Source organism: Saccharopolyspora sp. NPDC045941, from assembly GCF_056431445.1.
The window spans coordinates 60,153-77,993 of the sequence record NZ_JBWKKU010000033.1; the positions used below are offsets into that span (position 1 = coordinate 60,153).

Annotated in this window: 17 protein-coding genes and 1 pseudogene; 7 read left to right on the plus strand and 11 right to left on the minus strand. The window is 68.3% G+C overall.

Going from position 1 to position 17,841, the window contains the following annotated elements; genetic code table 11:
* Nucleotides 1-205: 205 nt before the first annotated feature.
* Nucleotides 206-643 carry a DsbA family protein gene (locus AC07FN_RS25460; RefSeq protein ID WP_478397896.1) on the minus strand — a complete coding sequence of 146 codons (438 nt, stop codon included), beginning with the start codon at nucleotides 641-643 and terminating at the stop codon, nucleotides 206-208.
* Between the two features lie 990 nt (nucleotides 644-1,633).
* Here AC07FN_RS25460 and AC07FN_RS25465 point away from each other — a divergent pair.
* A complete protein-coding gene (locus tag AC07FN_RS25465; RefSeq protein ID WP_478397897.1) occupies nucleotides 1,634-2,137 on the plus strand; it encodes an Rv0361 family membrane protein in 504 nt (167 codons plus the stop codon).
* 155 nt (nucleotides 2,138-2,292) lie between these two features.
* Here the strand turns inward: AC07FN_RS25465 and AC07FN_RS25470 are convergent, their stop codons facing one another.
* Nucleotides 2,293-2,757, minus strand: coding sequence for a DinB family protein (locus tag AC07FN_RS25470; RefSeq protein WP_478397898.1), 465 nt, complete (start codon nucleotides 2,755-2,757; stop codon nucleotides 2,293-2,295).
* A gap of 129 nt (nucleotides 2,758-2,886) precedes the next feature.
* Nucleotides 2,887-3,087: a hypothetical protein gene (locus AC07FN_RS25475; protein WP_478397899.1), complete on the minus strand. Its 201-nt coding sequence runs from the start codon at nucleotides 3,085-3,087 to the stop codon at nucleotides 2,887-2,889.
* A 262-nt stretch (nucleotides 3,088-3,349) separates the two neighbouring features.
* Between AC07FN_RS25475 and AC07FN_RS25480 the strand changes: the two genes are divergently transcribed.
* Nucleotides 3,350-4,246 carry an aminoglycoside phosphotransferase family protein gene (locus AC07FN_RS25480; protein ID WP_478397900.1) on the plus strand — a complete coding sequence of 299 codons (897 nt, stop codon included), beginning with the start codon at nucleotides 3,350-3,352 and terminating at the stop codon, nucleotides 4,244-4,246.
* A 189-nt stretch (nucleotides 4,247-4,435) separates the two neighbouring features.
* On the opposite strand, the gene AC07FN_RS25485 is transcribed toward AC07FN_RS25480, so the two are convergent.
* A complete protein-coding gene (locus AC07FN_RS25485) occupies nucleotides 4,436-5,041 on the minus strand; it encodes a class I SAM-dependent methyltransferase (protein ID WP_478397901.1) in 606 nt (201 codons plus the stop codon).
* Between the two features lie 187 nt (nucleotides 5,042-5,228).
* Between AC07FN_RS25485 and AC07FN_RS25490 the strand changes: the two genes are divergently transcribed.
* A complete protein-coding gene (locus AC07FN_RS25490; RefSeq protein ID WP_478397930.1) occupies nucleotides 5,229-5,630 on the plus strand; it encodes a GntR family transcriptional regulator in 402 nt (133 codons plus the stop codon).
* Complete coding sequence (locus tag AC07FN_RS25495) at nucleotides 5,627-5,890, plus strand: ATP-binding cassette domain-containing protein (protein ID WP_478397902.1); 264 nt, start codon at nucleotides 5,627-5,629, stop codon at nucleotides 5,888-5,890. Before AC07FN_RS25490 ends, AC07FN_RS25495 begins: the two co-directional genes overlap by 4 nt.
* A gap of 127 nt (nucleotides 5,891-6,017) precedes the next feature.
* Here the strand turns inward: AC07FN_RS25495 and AC07FN_RS25500 are convergent, their stop codons facing one another.
* Entirely contained in the window at nucleotides 6,018-7,412 is a 1,395-nt protein-coding gene (locus AC07FN_RS25500; RefSeq protein ID WP_478397903.1) for an amino acid permease, read from the minus strand.
* Between the two features lie 702 nt (nucleotides 7,413-8,114).
* Complete coding sequence (locus tag AC07FN_RS25505) at nucleotides 8,115-9,305, minus strand: metal-dependent hydrolase family protein (RefSeq protein WP_478397904.1); 1,191 nt, start codon at nucleotides 9,303-9,305, stop codon at nucleotides 8,115-8,117.
* A 238-nt stretch (nucleotides 9,306-9,543) separates the two neighbouring features.
* Here AC07FN_RS25505 and AC07FN_RS25510 point away from each other — a divergent pair, with 238 nt between their 5' ends.
* Together AC07FN_RS25510 and AC07FN_RS25515 are read left to right on the plus strand one after the other, a co-directional pair.
* The gene (locus AC07FN_RS25510; protein WP_478397905.1) at nucleotides 9,544-10,830 is read left to right on the plus strand and encodes a GH1 family beta-glucosidase; all 1,287 of its coding nucleotides are present in this window, start codon (nucleotides 9,544-9,546) and stop codon (nucleotides 10,828-10,830) included.
* Nucleotides 10,827-12,050 (plus strand): MFS transporter, encoded by a 1,224-nt coding sequence (locus AC07FN_RS25515; RefSeq protein ID WP_478397906.1) that lies wholly within the window; start codon nucleotides 10,827-10,829, stop codon nucleotides 12,048-12,050. The genes AC07FN_RS25510 and AC07FN_RS25515 overlap by 4 nt, the downstream gene beginning before the upstream one ends.
* Nucleotides 12,051-12,128: 78 nt before the next feature.
* Here the strand turns inward: AC07FN_RS25515 and AC07FN_RS25520 are convergent, their stop codons facing one another.
* The 5 genes and pseudogenes from AC07FN_RS25520 to AC07FN_RS25540 form a co-directional block, all read right to left on the minus strand.
* Nucleotides 12,129-12,758 (minus strand): LysE family translocator, encoded by a 630-nt coding sequence (locus AC07FN_RS25520; protein ID WP_478397907.1) that lies wholly within the window; start codon nucleotides 12,756-12,758, stop codon nucleotides 12,129-12,131.
* 160 nt (nucleotides 12,759-12,918) lie between these two features.
* On the minus strand, nucleotides 12,919-13,491 hold the full coding sequence (locus tag AC07FN_RS25525; RefSeq protein WP_478397908.1) for a histidine phosphatase family protein: 573 nt from the start codon (nucleotides 13,489-13,491) through the stop codon (nucleotides 12,919-12,921).
* A 63-nt stretch (nucleotides 13,492-13,554) separates the two neighbouring features.
* Nucleotides 13,555-15,186, minus strand: a complete 1,632-nt coding sequence (locus tag AC07FN_RS25530) for a pyruvate, phosphate dikinase (RefSeq protein WP_478397909.1) — start codon at nucleotides 15,184-15,186, stop codon at nucleotides 13,555-13,557.
* Nucleotides 15,183-15,809 carry a transcriptional regulator gene (locus tag AC07FN_RS25535; RefSeq protein ID WP_478397910.1) on the minus strand — a complete coding sequence of 209 codons (627 nt, stop codon included), beginning with the start codon at nucleotides 15,807-15,809 and terminating at the stop codon, nucleotides 15,183-15,185. Before AC07FN_RS25535 ends, AC07FN_RS25530 begins: the two co-directional genes overlap by 4 nt.
* A 199-nt stretch (nucleotides 15,810-16,008) precedes the next feature.
* Nucleotides 16,009-16,554 (minus strand): annotated as a pseudogene (locus AC07FN_RS25540) (ABC transporter ATP-binding protein); the annotation flags it as partial.
* A gap of 91 nt (nucleotides 16,555-16,645) precedes the next feature.
* On the opposite strand from AC07FN_RS25540, the gene AC07FN_RS25545 reads away from it, so the two are divergent.
* The gene (locus AC07FN_RS25545; protein ID WP_478397911.1) at nucleotides 16,646-17,776 is read left to right on the plus strand and encodes a TetR family transcriptional regulator; all 1,131 of its coding nucleotides are present in this window, start codon (nucleotides 16,646-16,648) and stop codon (nucleotides 17,774-17,776) included.
* The last annotated feature ends 65 nt before the right edge of the window (nucleotides 17,777-17,841 follow it).

A 17,841-nucleotide genomic window follows, 5' to 3' on the forward strand; every position in this document is an offset into this window, starting at 1 on the left:
ATGTTCGCCCAACGTCTGCAGGGCAAGAGCCTTGCGGGGATTGCCCGGGTGCTCAACGATCAAAAAGTGCCCTGTCCGCCAGGATTCGACCCGACCGCACAGCGCTGGCCAGGCATGGCGAGTACTTCGCGGTCTGGGCGAAACTGCTTGCCGGGGTCCAGCCGAACCTCTCGGCGCCGCCGGTCACGAAGATGATCACCGTCTGCTACTTCGCCAGTCCGGCATCGATGGCGTCCGTGAGTTCCTGGTAGGAGCTCGGCGTGAACCGCTTGCCGTTGAGAAAGAAGGTCGGCGTGCCTTCCACTCCGGCGGCGAGCCCGTCGAGTTGGTCCTTCCGGACGCGTTCGGCAGTGGCCGGATTGTTCAGGTCGGCGCGGAACCGGTCCACGTCCAGGCCGATGTTCCGTGCGTAGCTCAGGAAGAGCTGTTCCTGGGACTCCTGCTTCTCGCCCCACAGCCGTTGGTTCTCGAAGAGGGCCTGGTACATCGGCTCGAACTTGCCTTGGATGGCGGCGGACTCGGCGGCGCGGGCCGCGAGCTCGGCGTTGCGATGGCTGGGGACCGGGAAGTACCGGATGACGTAGTTGATCCGCCCCCGTAGTCCTGGCGAAGCTGCTCCAGCGCCGGGTATGCCGCACCGCACGCCTCGCACTCGAAGTCGAGGAATTCGACCAGCGTGACTTTCCCGTCGGCGGACGTGGAGAGGTGATGACTGTCCGGACGGACCAGCACTTCCGCAGGCACCGCGCCGGGGACCGGTGGTGAGGATTCCGCAGGGGGAGTGGGCCGGTTCACGACCAGCAACGTGAAGATCACCACGGCGGCTACCCCGATGACAACGAGGGTCAGCTGCAGGTTCCTGCTCATTACCTACCTCTCGGCGGTCGGGCGTGTGCCTCGGTCGCCCTGGGGAAGAGGCGTCCACCCGGACGGGCGCGAGCGTGGGAGCGTTCCAGTTCCGGTCGGCTTTCATCGCGGCACTGCCCGTGGTCGTGTCCAACTATGCTGGATAGTAGAGTAGCTGATCGAGTCCGGGATGTTCGTTATGCCCTGTTTTGTGAGTGTGGTAGCGAGCAGGCGCACTTCGAGGTGCGGGACGCCGGCAGTCGGAAGATGAACCCTGTGACGTGGCTGCAGGACAACGGCGTCCGGGCGCAATGCCCGAACGCGATCATTCGAGGTTCGACGTCACCTGCTGGGCGTTGGTGGCCTTGCTGCGGCCGATTCCGGGGAGGAATCTACCGACCCGGGCGGCATAGCCGGTGTACGCGGTAATATATGCACGCATCGCTATGTATATATGAAACTGGCGGAGGCTGCTGGAGGGGTCAACCCCGGGGCGCCCAGTCGCCAGTTGCCGCAGGTGCGTGTGGCGTCTTGCGCCTAAGGGCGGTAATAGGGCCCGGTGGGCGAGGCGGCCACTCCTGGTTCGGGGGACCGTGGATATCGCGAGGATGCTCATGGAACGTTGGAACCGGCGGGCGCGGTCGCGTACACAGGGGAGAGGTAGTTCCGCGATCGCATCAGAAAGGGTTGTATGACATCTCGACGGCAAGAGCCCGACCAGGGCGGCTTGGATGAGCAGCCGGAGAACGAGGACTCGGGGCACTCTGCGTCCTCGGATGATCACCCGGTGTTCGCCGAGGCCGAGGAGGTCGAGCCACCAGCCCACGAGCAGCCGGAAGAATCTGATGCGACCCCAGCAGCGGGAAAGAAGAAGACCGGGCTGATCCTCGGCGTTGCTGCGGCGGTCGTGGTTCTGGCCGGTGGTGCCGGCGTTGGCCTCATGGTCTTCGGAGGTGGTTCGGCGCAATCGGCCGCCGAAGACTACGTGGCACTTTCGATGAAGGAGACCAAGGATCCCCGAAGCGTCACGGCGGATGACTACCGGCCCATCGTGTGCGAGCAGGCCATGCCGCAGATCGAACAGCTGCAGCAGGTGAAGGAAGAGTTCCTCAAGACGGCGAAGCCGGAGGACCTGGAGCAGCTCAAGGCGGTTCAGGTCTCGGTGAAGAGCGTCCAGGAGAACGGCGACTCCGGCAGTGCCACCGTCGAGTCGGCTTTTCCCGGGCAGCCACCGGAAAGCTCAGACCTGAAGCTGGTCAAGGAAAACGGCGACTGGAAGCTTTGCGTCTGAGGGGCCTGGACATCCGCGAGGCGCGTCGTCTGCCGGTCGCATCGCGGCACGGAGCGGGGCCTGGCCTCCTGGGAGGCCGGGCCCCGCACCGCACATCGGATGACTCAGTCGTCCTCGTGGGGTTGGCCGCTTGCCTCGCGGCATAGATCACTCGATCACGGCTGTTCTGAAACGTCGGCGGTGGGTGCGGCGGGATGCTTGATCTGTTCGCGGAGGATGTCGCCGTGGCCGGCGTGACGCGCGAAGTCCTCCATGATGAGCAGGTAGATGAACCGCAGGTTGACGTCGCCGAGGTCGGGGTGCGTCGTGGTGTCGTCGAGGTCGAAGTCGGCGGCGATCACGCGCGAGCGCTCGCTGGCGCGCTCGAATTCGGCGATCACGTCGGCCAGGGTCTCGTTGTCGTCGACGATGAAACTGGCGTCGCCCGCCGTCGTGCCGCCGTCGCATTCGCTCTTGGGCAGGCGCCCCAGGACGTGCTGGAACCAGATCCGTTCGGCGACTGCGGCGTGCTTGAGCAATCCGATCGGGGTGGTCGGCGACGCTACGAGGCGGCGGCGGGCCTCTGCTTCGGGCAGACCGCGCACCGCGTTGATCAACTCGGCCCGGTTGCGGTCGAGCATGCCCTCGAGCAAACGGCGTTCGGCGCCGGTGGTGATTCGTGGTATCGACCATGTCATTGTCGGCTCGATTCTGCTGGTGGGGACGGATCTGCGTGTTGTGCTTGTGGTTTCGGTTGCCGGTGCCCCGTTTCAGCGGGGGCCGATGACCGCATTGCGCCGTGGGGGGCGTGTGATCGACGTTCTGGCGTCCTCGTCAGCCGCGACGTAGGCGGGTGACTGGACGGCCAGGCGCGCGATGGCTGGTGCGCGGAAGTCGCTGAGTTCGTCGATCGCGCCGGTGGCCTCGGCGAGCCGCTCGCGGAGTGCGCGGTTGTCGGCTTTGAGTCGCAAGATCTGCGCGTCGCGGGGGCCGGGATGTCGCCGGTCTGCTGCAGCGCGCGCAGGCGTCGCCGAATTCTATCCCAAGGTGGGCGTAGAGGCGAGCGCCGCAGAAGGCGGTGCGATCCCGGCTTCTCTGAACTTTGGCCGGTCCGTCCCGAAGCCGCTGGTCTGTAGCTCTCTGAAATCGAATCGGTGATGCCAGAGGCATCACGGCGAGACGTTCCGGGGAGCGAGACCCGCTCCGCCTGCCGCCGCAGTACTGTGACTTCGCATGACCGAAACCGAGATCGAGATCACCGCAGACCTGGTTCGCGACGTGCTGCAGGAGCAACATCCAGACCTTGCAGGGCTGGCCATCCGCGAGGTGGCGGGCGGCTGGGGCAACCAGATGTGGCGTCTCGGGGATGAGTTGGCCGTGCGCATGCAGCGCATGGACCCCACCCCGGAGCTCCAGCTCAAGGAGCGGCGGTGGCTACCCGTGCTGGCTCCGCGCCTGCCGCTCCCGGTGCCGACTCCGGTGCGGTTCGGCGAACCGTCCGAGCGCTTCCCCAAGCACTGGACCGTGATGACGTGGGTTCCCGGCGAGCCGCTGGACCACGGCTCGATCAGCCGCGGCGCCCACGCGGCCGACACGCTGGCGGGCTTCCTCCGGGCGCTCCATGTGGAGGCGCCCGCCGAGGCGCCGATCGCCACGGACCGCGGTGCCCACCCCAGGAACTGCACGGACGGCTTCGAGAACTTCTTCCAGGCCGTTGCCCCCGACGACATAGCTGCCGACGTCCGGGCCGTCTGGGACGACGCCGTTGCGGCCCACGCGTGGGAGGGCCCGCCGGTGTGGGTGCACGGCGACCTCCATCCCGCGAACGCCGTCGTCTCGGACGGAACGCTCTCGGGCATCGTCGACTTCGGTGACATGTTCGCCGGCGACCCGGCGTGGGACCTCGCCGCCGCATGGGTGCTGCTACCCGCGGGCACGGCCGCACGGTTCTTCGACATGTACGCGCATGCGGACGAGGCGGCGATCCGGCGCGCCCGCGGGCTGGCCGCTCTGAAGAGCCTCTTCCTGATGCTCATGGGGCAGAACGGAGATCGAGGTCTTCCCGGCGGCAAGCCGAACTGGGGACCTGTGGGGCGGGCGGCACTTGATCGTGTTCTGAACGGCGTTTGATGCACGCTTGCTTCGAACTCGTTCTCGATCTTGATTGAGGGCCATGCGGCAGCATGGGGGTCGCTGTCCGCTGAGTGGACCCCGGCCGGCTATCGCGTCTACGGCGCGGGTGCCGTGGATCGGCTGGCGTTCATCGGCGCGGCCGAACTACGTCCCTCCTCCTCGTTCTCCTGCGGGTTGGTCCGGCGCTCATCGTCCGCGGAGGACGGCTACGAGGAAGCTCGAGTCGTCGGTGAACGGACGCAGGTCCCAAGTGGACAGCAGCAGGTCGGGCTCGAGTGCTGCCGCCGTCGCGTCCTCGAAGAAGTCGGTGAACTCGTAGCCGCGGCCGGCGCCGAAGCCGATCGCGACCCGGCCGCCCGGCGCGAGGTGCGCACGGAGCCGCTTCAGCACAGCACCGCGCGTGGTCGGTGCGAGGAAGGTCATCACGTGCCCGGCGCAGACGATCGCGTCGAACGGTGCCGTGATGCCCCGGGCGGGAAGGTCGAGTTCGGCCAGGTCGCCGACCATCCAGAGCGGCCCCGGGTGGTCTTGCTCAGCGGCCTCGATCAGGACCGGGTCGACGTCGACGCCGACGACGTCGTGGCCGGCTTCGGCCAACAGGCCGCCGACTCGGCCGGGTCCGCAGCCGGCGTCGAGGACGCGGGCGTGGCGCGGCACCAGGGCGTCTACGAAGCGGGCTTCCCCGGCGAGATCGTCGCCGGCGCGCGCCATGGAACGGAAGCGTTCGACGTACCAGGTGGAGTGCCCGGGGTCGGCGGTGACCTTCTGCATCCAGATGCTCTGCTCAACCATGCCCGCATTCTCCCGGAACCCAGCGAGCGCCCAGCGATCGGCGCCCGGATGATCACTTCGTCGCCGTGTTCGGCGTCGACGTGGTACTTCCGTTGACGGGAACAGCGTGGACGTTGCGGCGACAGCATTGAGCCGGCTCTCCCCTGGTCACGCGCTCGGGGAAGCCGCAGCGTTTATGCTGGGCCGTATGATCGAGTTCCGGATCGACCGTCGTTCCGGGGTCTCCACGTACGTCCAGATCATCCAGCAGGTCAAGCAGGCCATGCGGCTGGGCCTGCTGGGCCCTGGTGACCGGCTGCCCACCGCGCGTGAGGTGGTGGAGGCGACGGCGGTCAATCCGAACACGGTGCTCAAGGCCTACCGCGAACTGGAGCGAGACGGCCTGGTCGAGGCGCGGCGCGGGGTCGGCACCTTCGTGACGTGTTCGCTGGCGAGCGACCAAACCGCCGCTGAGGCCCCGCTGCGCCGCGAACTGGCAGCCTGGATGAGCCGCGCCAAGAGCGGCGGCCTCGTGATCGACGAGGTCGATGCGCTGTACGCGGCCGTCCGAGATGAGCACTTTCAGCCCGAAGGGCCCCACGCATCATGAGCGCCCTGAGCACCATCGGGCCGTCCAAGCACTACGGCGGTCGCCGGGCCCTCCAGGAATGCGCGGTCGATCTGCCCGAGGGCGAGGTGGTCGGGCTGGTCGGCTCGAACGGCGCGGGCAAGAGCACGTTCCTCGCGCTGGCCCTCGGCCGGGACGATCCGGGTGTTCGGGGACGAGGTGCGCCCGGCTGGGAGGCGCAGCCGCCCGATCTCGAAGGGCTCGTGACGAACTACCTCCGCGCCAGTCACGAAACCGCCTGACACCGTCAGCCGCCTGTTCCGAGAGGTCCACTTCGATCTAAAGTGGACGATCACATCCCGGGAACCTCGCTGTGCGTGCGCTGGGACGGGGGGCCAGCGCACGCACGAGCCGTCACCTGTCGTCAGGTCAGAGGCGTTCGGCGGGAGCGGTCGTCGGGGTGACCGGTCGGCGGCGTCGCACCGCGAGGTAACCGACCGCGATCGCGCCGGCCAGGACCGGGGTGAGGTACAGCGCGATCCGGGTCTCCGGGTCGAACGCCAGCAGCACCACGACGAGCGCGAGGAAGGTGAGCACGAGGTAGTTGGAGTACGGGGCGAAGGGCATCCGGAACTTCCCCGCCCGGATCTCACCCGCGGCCACCTTCCGGCGGAACCCGAGGTGGGCGATGATGATCATGCCCCAGGTGAAGATGGCGCCGACGGTGCTCGCGCTGGTGATGTAGGTGAAGGCCTCCTCGGGGGCCAGGTAGTTGATCAGGACGCCCAGCAGCATCGCGACGAACGTGACCGCGATGGCGCGGGATGGCACGGCGCGGGCGTTGAGGCGGCCGGCCTTGCGCGGCGCTTGCCCGTCCTGGGACAGGGTGCGCAGCATTCGCCCGGTCGAGTAGATGCCGCTGTTGCAGGACGACAGCGCCGCGGTGGTCACCACGAAGTTCACCACGCCGGCCGCCGCCGGGATGCCGATCAAGCTGAAGGCGTGGACGAAAGGACTGCCGTTCGCCGGGAATTGGTTCCACGGCACCAGCACGGTCAGCGCCGTGAGCGCGCCGACGTAGAAGATCAAGATCCGCCACATGACGGAGTTGATCGCGCGTGGCAGCACCTTCTCGGGGTTCGTGCTCTCGCTGGCGGTCTGACCGACCATTTCCACGCCCACGAAGGCGAACATGACGATCTGGAACGACAGCAGCGCGGCAGTCGGGCCGTTCGGGAAGAGGCCGCCGTGCGACCAGATGTTGCTCACCGCCGCCGAGCTGCCGAGATCGCTGAAGCCGAACACCAGGATCGCCGCGGCCAGCACGATCAGCCCGATGATGGCGAGCACCTTGATGAGCGCGAACCAGAACTCGAATTCGCCGAAGAGCCGTACCGCGATCAGGTTGACGCCGGTGAGGACGAACAGCGCGACGAGTGCCGGGATCCATTGTGGAACGTGGGGGAACCAGAACTGGAAGTACTTGCCGACGGCGGTGATCTCGGCCATGCCGGTCACGATCCACACCAGCCAGTACCCCCACCCGGTGGCGAACCGGGCCCACGGTCCGACGAATTCCCCGGCGTATTCCGCGAAGGAGCCGCTGACCGGCCGGTACATCAGCAGTTCGCCCAGCGCGCGCATCACGAAGAAGATCATCAGGCCCGCGATCGCGTAGATCGCGATGAGGCCGGGGCCGACCTGGTGCAGGGCCTTGCCCGAACCCAGGAACAACCCGACCCCGATCGCGCCTCCCAGGGCGATCATGTTGATGTGCCGGCTGCTGAGCGCGCGGCGGTATTCCTCGGTGGGTGGCTGACTCATGTGAGGGAGCTCCGTTCATGCGGCAGCGCTGCCGCCAGGTCGGTTCCAGGCCCATGTCGCAAACGTCGCATGTGCATTCGGCCACGTGCGTGTTGCAGACCACCATCAGGCATCAACCGCGAGGTGTCATTGTTCCGCGGGCACCGTTCGGGCGGAGTCGATTGTGTTCGAACCCCCTCCTCCGCGTCACAAACACCACACCGGACCCGGCTGTCCCGAAGGACGCAGCCGATCCACGGGACGATCGCCGCAAGACTGCGCTTGCGGTCGCTTCATCGCTGAAGTGCTACGAAACCAGGACGCGTCCTGCGGCGAGCGCGGCGACGGACGCTGTGTGCATCGAGGCGACGATGATGCCCAGCCATACTGCATCCCGTGCCCGTCCCCGGCCGCCCACGAGAAAGCCCGCGGCGAGTGATTTCCCATGTCCTGGAGCGCATGCGTGAAAAGCTCCCATGCGGCTGCGACGAGGAGCGCCAAGGGCAGCACGACGTGGTGTTCCAGCAGTCCGGAAAGGTCCGTGGTCCAGATCTTGAACGGCTCCTGCGGTCCTGCTGCCGCACTCGAGTCGCTGCTGCCGTGCGGGCCGAGCACGAGTGCACGGGTCGGTTCACCGGCGGTGTGCAGGCCTCCGCCGCCCGACTCGGTGACGGAGATCGTGCGGTACTCCGGGGCGGAGCCGAGTTCTCGTTGCAAGGGCGGTCATGTGCTGCCGAGTGGTGCGCCCCCCTGCACGACCAGTCGTGGCCGTTGCTGGTCCCAAAGCGCGGCGGGGTCGGCGAACGGATCCCCGTCCAACAGCAGGAGGTCGGCCCGGGCGCCGACCGCGATCCGGCCCAGATCGGCGCGCTGGATGAGTGCGGCGTTGACCGAAGTAGCGGACCGGAGGCAGGCGAGCACGCCCGCGACCTCGATCTGCAGGCGCAGGCCCAGCAACTGCTCGTTCTCCAGGTCGCCCATCAGGTCGGAACCGAAGCCGACTGGGACACCGGCGGCGAGCGCGCGCTCGATCGCCACTCCGCCTGCTTCGAGCACCTTCCGGTTCTTCTCCGCGGCGACCTCGGCGAGGCCGACCTCCTCACCGCGTCGGGCCATCGCGTCGTAGGCGATCAGCGTGGGCACCAGGAAGGCTTCGTGCTCGGCCATCAGCGACGCGGTCGGTTCGTCGAGCAGGTTGCCGTGCTCGACCGAGCGCACACCGTTGACCACGGAATGCCGGACGGCTTCGGACGAGTAGGCGTGCGCCGCGACGTAACTGCCTCGCCGGGCCGCCTCGTCGGCCACTGCCGCGATCTCCTCGGCGGAGTACTGCGCGGGCAGCAGCGGATCGGCGGGGGAGACCACGCCACCAGAGGTCATCATCTTGATGGCGTGCGCGCCGTGCCGGAATCGTTCTCGGACAGCAGCGCGCAGCGGCGTCACACCGTCGACGACCTCGTTCATGTGTCCACCGTGGACGCAGATGTCGAGTTCGGCCGGTCGGCAGTCGCCATGACCGCCGGTCTGGCTCAGCGCAGGCCCGGTGTAGAGGTAGCGCGGTGCGGGGAACAGCCCGGCGTCGATCGCCATGGCGAGCCCGATGTCGCCACCGGCGACGTCGCGAACGGTGGTGAATCCGCGCCGCAGCGCGGCCTCCAGTCTGCGCGCTCCGGCCAGTGCGAGGAAGCTCAGCGGCCCGCTTTCGAATTCCAGGTTGTTCAGAGATATCCCGTAGGCGTGGAAGTGCGCATCGATCAGGCCCGGGATGACTGTCGCGCCCCTGGCGTCGACGACCCTGCCCGCCCGGCTCACCCGCGGTCCGATCTCAGCGATGACACCGTCGGCGACCCGCAGTGATCCCTCGGTCAGTTCGGCGGACCAGCCGTCGAAGATGACAGCGTTCTCGAGCGTCAAGTCTCCTGCTGAGCTGGGCATCGAGTCTCTCCCGTTGATCTACCCCGAAGCCCATGGGCTGCGGATGCGCCGGTGTGGCCGGTGTGGTGAGGCGTTCGTGCGGCGAACAGCTGAGCGACGGGCGTCGAAAGCTCGCCGCTTCGCGGCGCCTGAACAACGGACTCCGGATCGTCCCTTCCGCGAGTGCCGGATCGGCACTATATTCCGAATAACATTCACGTTTTGGGGAGTGATCGAGATGAAGGTCCCGCGCTTGCCCTCCGATTTCGTCTGGGGCGTGTCCACCGCGGCGTTCCAGATCGAAGGTGCTACCGCGGAAGGAGGCCGGGGACGTTCCATCTGGGACACCTTCACCGCCACTCCCGGCAAGATCGCGCGCGGCGAGCACGCCGACGTCAGCACCGACCACTACCACCGCTATCTCGAGGACGTCGCGCTGATGTCCGATCTGGGCGTGGACGCCTACCGGTTCTCGCTGGCCTGGCCCCGCATCCAGCCCGACGGTCGCGGTCCGGCGAACCCCGAGGGCATCGCGTTCTACGACCGCCTGCTCGACTCGCTCTGCGAAGCAGGCATCGACCCGGTCGCCACCGTCTACCACTGGGACACCCCGCAGGCGCTGGAGGACCGGGGCGGATGGCTCAGCCGCGAGACCGCCGAGCGGTTCGCCGAGTACGCCGCGATCGTCGGCGAGCGCTTCGCGGACAGGGTGAAGATGTGGATCCCGCTCAACGAGCCGATGGTCATGTCGATCTTCGGCTACGGCATCGGCGAGTACGCGCCGGGCAAGGCGCTGCTGCTCGACGCGATTCCGACCGCGCACCACCAGCTCCTGGCGCACGGCTGGGCAGTGTCGGCGTTGCGCGCGGCGGGTGCCCGCGCGGTGGGAACCGCGAACAACCACAGCCCGATCTGGGGTGAAGACCCGGAACCGGTGTCCTTCTTGGACGCGTTGATCAACCGCTTGTTCGCCGATCCGATCCTGCTCGGCAGCTACCCCGAGGTGCTGCACGACCGGCTTCCCGACGGCTTCGCCGACGACCTGCCGGCAATCGCCGCGCCGCTGGACTTCTACGGCGTCAACTACTACGAGCCGATGGCCGTCCGCGCGCCTCGGACCCCCGGCCCGCTACCGTTCGAACTCGTTCCGGTCGAGGGCTATCCGATGACCACCAACGGATCGCCGGTAGTACCGGACGGACTGCGCGAGCTGCTCGTCCTGCTCCACGAGCGCTACCCGGCGATGCCGCCGGTGCACATCACCGAGAACGGTTGCAGCTTCGACGAAATCCACGACGCCGACCGCATCGACTTCCTCACCCGTCACCTCACCGCCGTGCGCGAGGCCATGGACGCCGGTGCGGACGTGCGCGGCTACTTCGTCTGGTCGCTCCTGGACAACTTCGAATGGTCGAAGGGGTACGCGTCGCGGTTCGGCCTGGTGCACGTCGACTACGACACGCTCGTGCGCACCCCGAAGGACTCGTTCGCCTGGTACCGCGACGTGATCAAGCGGTCGAGATGACCGCACTCGCCGAGCCCCGAACCCCGGTCCGCGCCGGGTGGACGACGTTGCTCTTCCTGGCCAATCTCGGGCTGTGGCTGGCGTTCTACGCGCCGATCCAGGTACTGCTGCCCCGGCAGGCGGAACTGCTCGCCGGCGTGGACAAGGAGGTCGTCTTCGGCGTGGTCACCGGGGTCGGCGCGGCGGTGTCGGTGGTGGTCAACCCGCTGGCGGGCATGCTCTCCGACCGCACCACCTCGCGGTTCGGCCGCCGGCACCCGTGGACGCTCGGCGGCGCGCTCGTGGGGGCGGCGGGACTGGCGGTCCTCGTCGCGGCGGGCGACGTGGTGACCATGACGATCGGGTGGTGCCTGGTGCAGGCCGGGCTCAACGCGATGCTCGCGAGCCTGGCGTCGGCGCTGCCGGACCGGGTTCCGGTGCCGCAGCGGGCACGGATCGGCGGACTCGTCGGAATCAGCCAGATGCTGGGCACCGTCGCCGGCACGCTGGTGGTGACGGTGCTGATCACCGGGCTCGCCGGGGGTTACCTGGCGTGCGCGGCACTGGTCGTGCTCGCGGCAGCGGCGTTCGTGCTGCGCACCCCGGACACCACGCTGCCGACGAAGCCCGCAGGCGGGCTGGTCGCCGCAGCGCGGCGGCTTTGGGTGTCGCCGCGCAGGTACCCCGACTTCGCGTGGGGCTGGGGCTGCCACTTCATGATCAACCTGGGCAACGCCTTCGGCACGCTCTACCTGCTGTTCTTCCTAGGTGACGCCGTGCACCACCTCGATCCGGAGACGGGTCTGCTGATCCTGATGGGCCTCTACGGTGCCGCGCTCACCGTCGGCGGGATCCTCGCGGGAGCGCTGTCGGACCGCACGGGGCGGCGCAAGCCCTACATCCTGACCTCGTCCGCGCTGATGGCGCTGGCCGCGCTGCTGCTGGCCGCGTGGCCGACGTGGACCTCGGCACTGTGCGCCGCTCCGCTGCTCGGACTGGGCTTCGGGATCTACTGGGCGGTGGCGCTGGCACTGCTGACGCAGGTGCTGCCGACCGCCGCCGACCGCGCCAAGGACCTCGGCGTGGTGAACATCGCGAACTCGCTGCCCCAAGTCGTCGCCCCGGCGCTCGCCACGCCGGTCCTGGCCCACCTCGGCGGCTATGCCGGGCTGTTCACCGCATCGGCGGTGGTCACCCTGCTCGCGGGCGTGCTCGTCACCCGCGTGCGCGAAGTCGCCTGACTTGCCCTGATCATCCAGTCGCGTTGGGTGACTCACCGTGCGCTCGAACCGGAATAGCAGAAACGGGCGCGCATTCTCCTAGTTCTGGGACAGCGCCAGCGCCCCACCGAGACCGATCAACGTGGTGCCGCTGGCGACCTGCTGGCGGCGCCACCAACGCGGATTCCGGGCCATGCGGGCCGACAGCGGACCCGCGAAGGAGACGACGAGCAGGTCGGAAATCAGCACGAACGCCACGAAGATGGCCCCCAACAACAGGAAGACCAGCGTGGTCGAACCCCGCTCCGGGTGCACGAACTGGGGCAGGAAAGCCAGGAAGAACATCGCCGTCTTCGGGTTGAACACCTCGGTGATGAAGCCCTGCAGCACCGCGGACCCGCGCTGCCGCGGCGCTTTCGACGGCTGCCCGCCGACGCCCGCGCGCAACTCCCACAACGCACGGGCACCCAGGTAGATGAGATAGGCCGCACCGACGAGCTTCACGACGGTGAACGCCACCGCCGAGGCCATCAGGAGCGCCGACAGCCCGACGGCCGCCGCAAGCGCGTGCACCGAAGCGCCCAGGGTGTTGCCGAAGGCGGAGAACACGCCTTCGCGGGAGCCGCCTCGGATGCTTCGGGCCAGCACGTAGAGCATGCCGGGACCGGGCACGAAAGCGATCAACAGCACAGACCCGAAGTAGGCCCACCACTCGGCAAAGTTCGGCACGCATCGAGCCTACTGGCCGGACGTGGGTCGTCCACCGCGGCCGCTACTCGTCGAGAGGACTACCTCCACTCGGCGGGAGTGCGGAAGCACCTTCGCCGAGCACTCGAACTCGGCGATAGGTGCCCGTGGGCAAGTCGGCGCGGTCCCGGCGCGCCACCTCTCATGGCCGCACGCCGACCCCGAACCCCGTCCAACGCAGATCGGTCGGCAGGTGCCCCATGTCGTTGTACAGCAGCACCGTCGGCGCCGTGCCGTCGCGGTACTCGATCGCCGTCAGCGCCGTGTTACCGCAGTTCAGGCCGAGCCATCGCACGGGTGGCGCATCGAGTGCGTGCCGGACCAGCCAGGCCACCGGATAGGCATGGGTGATCAGGACCTCGTGGGTCTCGGTTTCGGCGGGGCGTGCGAACCTGTCGGTAAGGGCATCGGCGCAGCGTTCTGCCTCTGCGGCTTCCCCGGCGCCGTACCCGTCGAAGGACGCCGCCCATGCCTGCGGCGCGTTGTCCGGTACGTGCGGTACGTGATCGACGAGCTCGGCCGCTTCCCGCACGGCGGCGTTCGGCAGGTACGTGCCTATGATCTGCGCGGATCGCACCGCCCTGGGCAGGGGCGAATGCCACACCGCGTCGATCGGAAGTCCAGCCAGGCGCCGCCCGACCAGTTCGGACTGCCGCTGCCCGGCGTCGGTCAGTTCGCCGAACGGGTCCGCCGCTCCGTGCCGTACCAAGTACACGCGCCGAGTTGCCGTCGCCGGTCTCCTTTCTCGTCATGATCGATCTGTGCGGCTTGCCCTGTGTCAGCGGTGGCGCAGTGCGGTATGGGCCGCATCGAGGCGCTCGGATTCATCGCGTTCGGAGTGATCGCTCGAGATGTCGTCGGCCCATTCGAGCAGCCGGTGGAGGTGATCATCGGCCGCGTTCGCGACGACGCGGGGGCTACCGAGAGCGACCTCACCGCTGGTCCCGTCGATGCTGACGAGGGTGCCGTCCCTGATCGCGCGACCGCCGGCTGTCGCAGAGCCGGTGTCGACGTCGACGGTGAGGTCGGCGACGCCCACGACCGCGGGCTTTCCCATGGCTCGCGCGACGACCGCGGCGTGGCTGGCCGGTCCGCCACGAGCCGTGACGATCCCGGTGGCGGCAGCAAGGCCATGCATGTCGTTCGGGGAGGTCTCCGGGCGGACCAAGATGACCGGGGCGTCCCGGGCCATTCGGACTGCACCGTCCGCCGTGGTCGCCACTTTGCCGACTGCGACACCAGGACAGGCACCGAGCCCCCGGGCGAAGATGTCGGCCTCCTCGGATGACGCTATGCGTGGCGTGCGGACGTGCCGGAGATGCCGCGTCGAGACCCTGAGCAGCGCTTCGTGACGCCCGATGACCCGCTCGTCGACGAGCTCGGTGGCTACGCGGACCGCAGCACCTCCGACGAACCGACCAGGCCGGACCTGCAAGATCCAGAGCTCGCCGGCCTGGAACGTGAACTCGACGTAGCAGGCGTCGCGGTGGTGTCCTTCGATCCGGCTCAGGGCGTCGAGCAGCTCCATCCATACCGTCGGCTCCCGCTCGGCGAGTTCGTGCAGAGGCCGGGTCATCGATCTACCGGAGACGACGTCTTCCCCCTGGTGCCCGAACAGGACTTCGCCGAACGGGATGTTCTCACCGGTGTTGGGATTGCGACTGAACGCGACTCCGGTGCCGCTGTGGTCGTCGCGGTTCCCGAACACCATCGTCTGGACGATCACAGCTGTGCCGAGGTCGTGCGGGATGTCGTTCACCGCGCGATAGGTCCGTGCGCGCGGCGCGTCCCAGGACGAGAACACAGCCTCGACCGCCAACTCCAACTGGCGGGTCGCGTCGTCCGGAACAGGTTGATCGCCTCGCGCCCGGACGGAGCTCTCGACTGTCTTGATCGCATCGGTGAGGCGCGCTTCCTCGTCCGCGGTTCCTCGCTCGGGAATTCCTCTGTGGACGGTCCTCGCCCCGTCCACCTCCGCGTTCGCGACCGCGGAGGCGAAGCTCGACAGGAACCGCAGCCGCGAATTCAAGGCGAATGGCCGGTCGCCGGTCTCGGCGGCCAGGCCCGCGGTGGCTTCGGTCGTGAGGCCGAGGTTGAGGATCGTGCTCATCATGCCGGGCATCGACACGCCGGCCCCGGAGCGAACAGACACCGCCAGCGGCTTCCGCGGTCCGCCGAAGACGCGCTCGGTGGCGATCTCGAGGTCGCCAATGGCCGTCGCGAGCTCGTCGTCGAGTCCGCCGGGAAGACGTCCTTCCCGCAAGAAAGCGCGGCATGCCGCTGTGGTGACAACGAATCCGGCCGGCACTCGCAACCCGAGACGGTGAAGGAGGACGAGGCCATGCGCCTTGCTGCCCAGCGTCTCCGCCGGCTCCTCGCTCTGGGCGGAGATCGTGCGAATCCATTTCATCGCTGCATCCCGAGTGTGGCGAGCAGGTCTTCGTGCAGCTCTGCCCACACGGTGTGGTAGGACGCGGTGCTGTCGGTCACGTACTCCAGCGCGCCGGAGGCGGCGCGATCGAGGGCTCCGGCGAGGCGGTCGCGGTAGCGACCGAATCGAGGCAGTGCGGCGGACAGTTCGGCGCAGACGGCGGCAGCGCGTCGGTCGAAATCGGCGAACCGGTCGAGGACTCGGGAGTCGTAAGCAGGGTCGCCGTGATCGTTGGCGCGCATGATGCCGTCGATGTTCCGGAGTTGCCATGCCGTGCAGAGGTCGAGCAGCTCCGGGTTGAGGACGAGGAACCGGTCGAACGCCGCCTTCACGGCCCTGCGGGCATTGGCCGAATCGAGCTCGTGGGTGATTCGCTCGGCGTCTGCGGCGCGGCCGGCGTCCGTGAGCCACCAGCCAGGCATGTCGCCGGACACGCGCGTGACAAGACCGTCGGCTCCGAGATCGATGAGCTCGGACTCGATATCGGATTCGTCGAGGCCCGTGACCGAATGGAGGCGGGCGGGGCTGGTGGCGCCGACGCAACGCAGGGCGTGCAGCACCAACAGGTTGGTGTCCGTCGCGTGAGTTCCGGGCGAGGTCATGTCGTTTCCCCTCGGTGTGCGGTTCGGTTCGCAGGAAGGCTGTCGGTGGCTCGCGGCACGAATCTCTTGTGCGCGGCCTGCTTTGACACGTCCAGGACTGCCGCGATTGCGCTCCACGGCCTTCCTTCGCGGCGCGCATTCTCGACGAAGTGCTCGACGAGTTGTCCAGCGGTGTGGTTCAGGGCCGCTGCGTGAGGGCCAGCCCGCGGATCATCTGCCACAGCTCGTCGCGCTTTCCGGGATCCAGCCCGGTCGAGGGCTCGTCGAGGAACAAGACCTCGGGCCGGCCCACCAGGCTGGCGGCGAGGTCGAGCCGGCGTCGCATCCCGCCCGAGTAGGTGCCGACGGGCCGGTCGGCCGCATCGTCGAGGCCGAAGCGGGACAGCAACTCGTCGGCCCGCCGGCGGGCGTCAGGCCCTCCGAGGTCGAGGAGTCGGCCGATCATGACCAGGTTGGACCGCCCGGACAGCTCGTCATCGACGCTCGTGTGCTGCCCCGACAGCGCAATGCGCCGGCGGACCTGAGCCGGGTCTCGCCGAACGTCGATCCCGGCCACGCGTACCTGGCCCGCGTCGGGGCGCAGCAGGGTCGCCAGCACGCGGACGACGGTCGTCTTACCGGCGCCGTTAGGTCCCAACAGGCCCAGAACGTGCCCTTGGGGAGCCGAGAGGCTCACCCCGTCGACCGCGGTCGTCCGGCCGAATCTCTTGACCAGTCCGTCGATCTCAAATCCCGTGCCACCCACGATCAATCTCCGATGTTCGCGATTTTCAGATGTTCTCAAAATCTGGATGTTCGTTGTATCATGGCGCGGCACGGGAGTGGAAGGGGACACGATGGCGAGATTGACCCGCGCGCAGCAGCAGGAACGGACCCGTGCGGCGGTGCTGGTCGCGGCCCGGCAGGAGTTCGCCGAGTACGGCTACGTCGAGGCCAAGATCGACCGGATCGCCGAGCGAGCCGAACTGACCAGGGGCGCGGTCTACTCCAACTTCACCGGCAAGCGTGCGCTCTACCTCGCAGTGCTCGCCGACGCCGCTGAACGGGCTCGAACCTCTGCCGAATCGCCGGCGGAATCGCCCGACTCCGTCGGGAGAGCACTCGGCGCGTTCGCCCGGGTCTGGCTCGAACGACTGCCGCTCGCCGGCGACACGCCGGCGAGCGGGCATCTTCAGCTCCGCTCGGTGTCCGGAGTGCTCGATACCGAGTCGGCCCGGACCGCCCTGGCCGAACTCGTCCGGTTCGAAGCCCTGCTGCTCGCTCTGGCGCTTGAACCGCGCACCGCGGTGCGCACCCGGACGGTGCGACTGGCCGAACTGGTGCTGACGCTGCTGCACGGCGCGGCCAGTCTCGCGGAGAACGCCCCCGGGGTCGGCGATCCGTTCGAACTGGCGCGCGCCGCCGAGCACTTGGCGGGCATCGCCCCTGTCGACGACGTGGAACCGGCGCACCTGCCCTTCGTCGCTCCGGCGCAGTCGGCGAAAGACCAGTGGGCGCCACCTCGCGGACTGCGCGACGAGATCACTGGCCGCCAGGTCGACCTCGGTGACGATGGTGTGGTCGTCGTGCTGGGCGTGGGACGTCTGTCCGCAGCCGAGGAGGCGGTTCGCTCAGCGCGGCTACGCGACGAGGTGACGTTCGTAGTCGTGACAAGCGATCCTGCCGAGATCGGTCAACTGGCCCGGCTTCGGATCGTCGATCTCATCGGCTGCCTGCGGCGGGTGTTCGCGGCTGAGCAGCTACTGCGGCCGCGCATCGTGTTCGATGACGGCGGCACGGTTCCTGCGGCCATCGGCTGGAACTCGATCGACGACAGCACCGAGGTCGCGATCCGGGTGCACGACGGGATGATCGTGGCACGCGCGCACGGACATGGCGCCGGCCACGCGGCGGCCAGCTCTAGCGCCCATGAACGTCGTGGGCAGCGCGACGGTGTGAATCCGGGAAAACCTGCGGGCGAGGCGTAAGAAGGGGGAGAGTCCGCCGCCGGAGTTCGTGAACGGGCAACGGGTGACGGGAACCCGGCAACGGG

What these genes read in the sequence shown, in the direction of transcription:
- AC07FN_RS25470 (WP_478397898.1), bottom strand. Translation starts at nt 2,757, where the DNA reads ATGCTCGACCGCAACCGGGCCGAGTTGATCAACGCGGTGCGCGGTCTG.
- AC07FN_RS25480 (WP_478397900.1), top strand. Translation starts at nt 3,350, where the DNA reads ATGACCGAAACCGAGATCGAGATCACCGCAGACCTGGTTCGCGACGTG.
- AC07FN_RS25485 (WP_478397901.1), bottom strand. Translation starts at nt 5,041, where the DNA reads ATGGTTGAGCAGAGCATCTGGATGCAGAAGGTCACCGCCGACCCCGGG.
- AC07FN_RS25490 (WP_478397930.1), top strand. Translation starts at nt 5,229, where the DNA reads ATGATCGAGTTCCGGATCGACCGTCGTTCCGGGGTCTCCACGTACGTC.
- AC07FN_RS25495 (WP_478397902.1), top strand. Translation starts at nt 5,627, where the DNA reads ATGAGCGCCCTGAGCACCATCGGGCCGTCCAAGCACTACGGCGGTCGC.
- AC07FN_RS25500 (WP_478397903.1), bottom strand. Translation starts at nt 7,412, where the DNA reads ATGAGTCAGCCACCCACCGAGGAATACCGCCGCGCGCTCAGCAGCCGG.
- AC07FN_RS25510 (WP_478397905.1), top strand. Translation starts at nt 9,544, where the DNA reads ATGAAGGTCCCGCGCTTGCCCTCCGATTTCGTCTGGGGCGTGTCCACC.
- AC07FN_RS25515 (WP_478397906.1), top strand. Translation starts at nt 10,827, where the DNA reads ATGACCGCACTCGCCGAGCCCCGAACCCCGGTCCGCGCCGGGTGGACG.
- AC07FN_RS25530 (WP_478397909.1), bottom strand. Translation starts at nt 15,186, where the DNA reads ATGAAATGGATTCGCACGATCTCCGCCCAGAGCGAGGAGCCGGCGGAG.
- AC07FN_RS25535 (WP_478397910.1), bottom strand. Translation starts at nt 15,809, where the DNA reads ATGACCTCGCCCGGAACTCACGCGACGGACACCAACCTGTTGGTGCTG.
- AC07FN_RS25545 (WP_478397911.1), top strand. Translation starts at nt 16,646, where the DNA reads ATGGCGAGATTGACCCGCGCGCAGCAGCAGGAACGGACCCGTGCGGCG.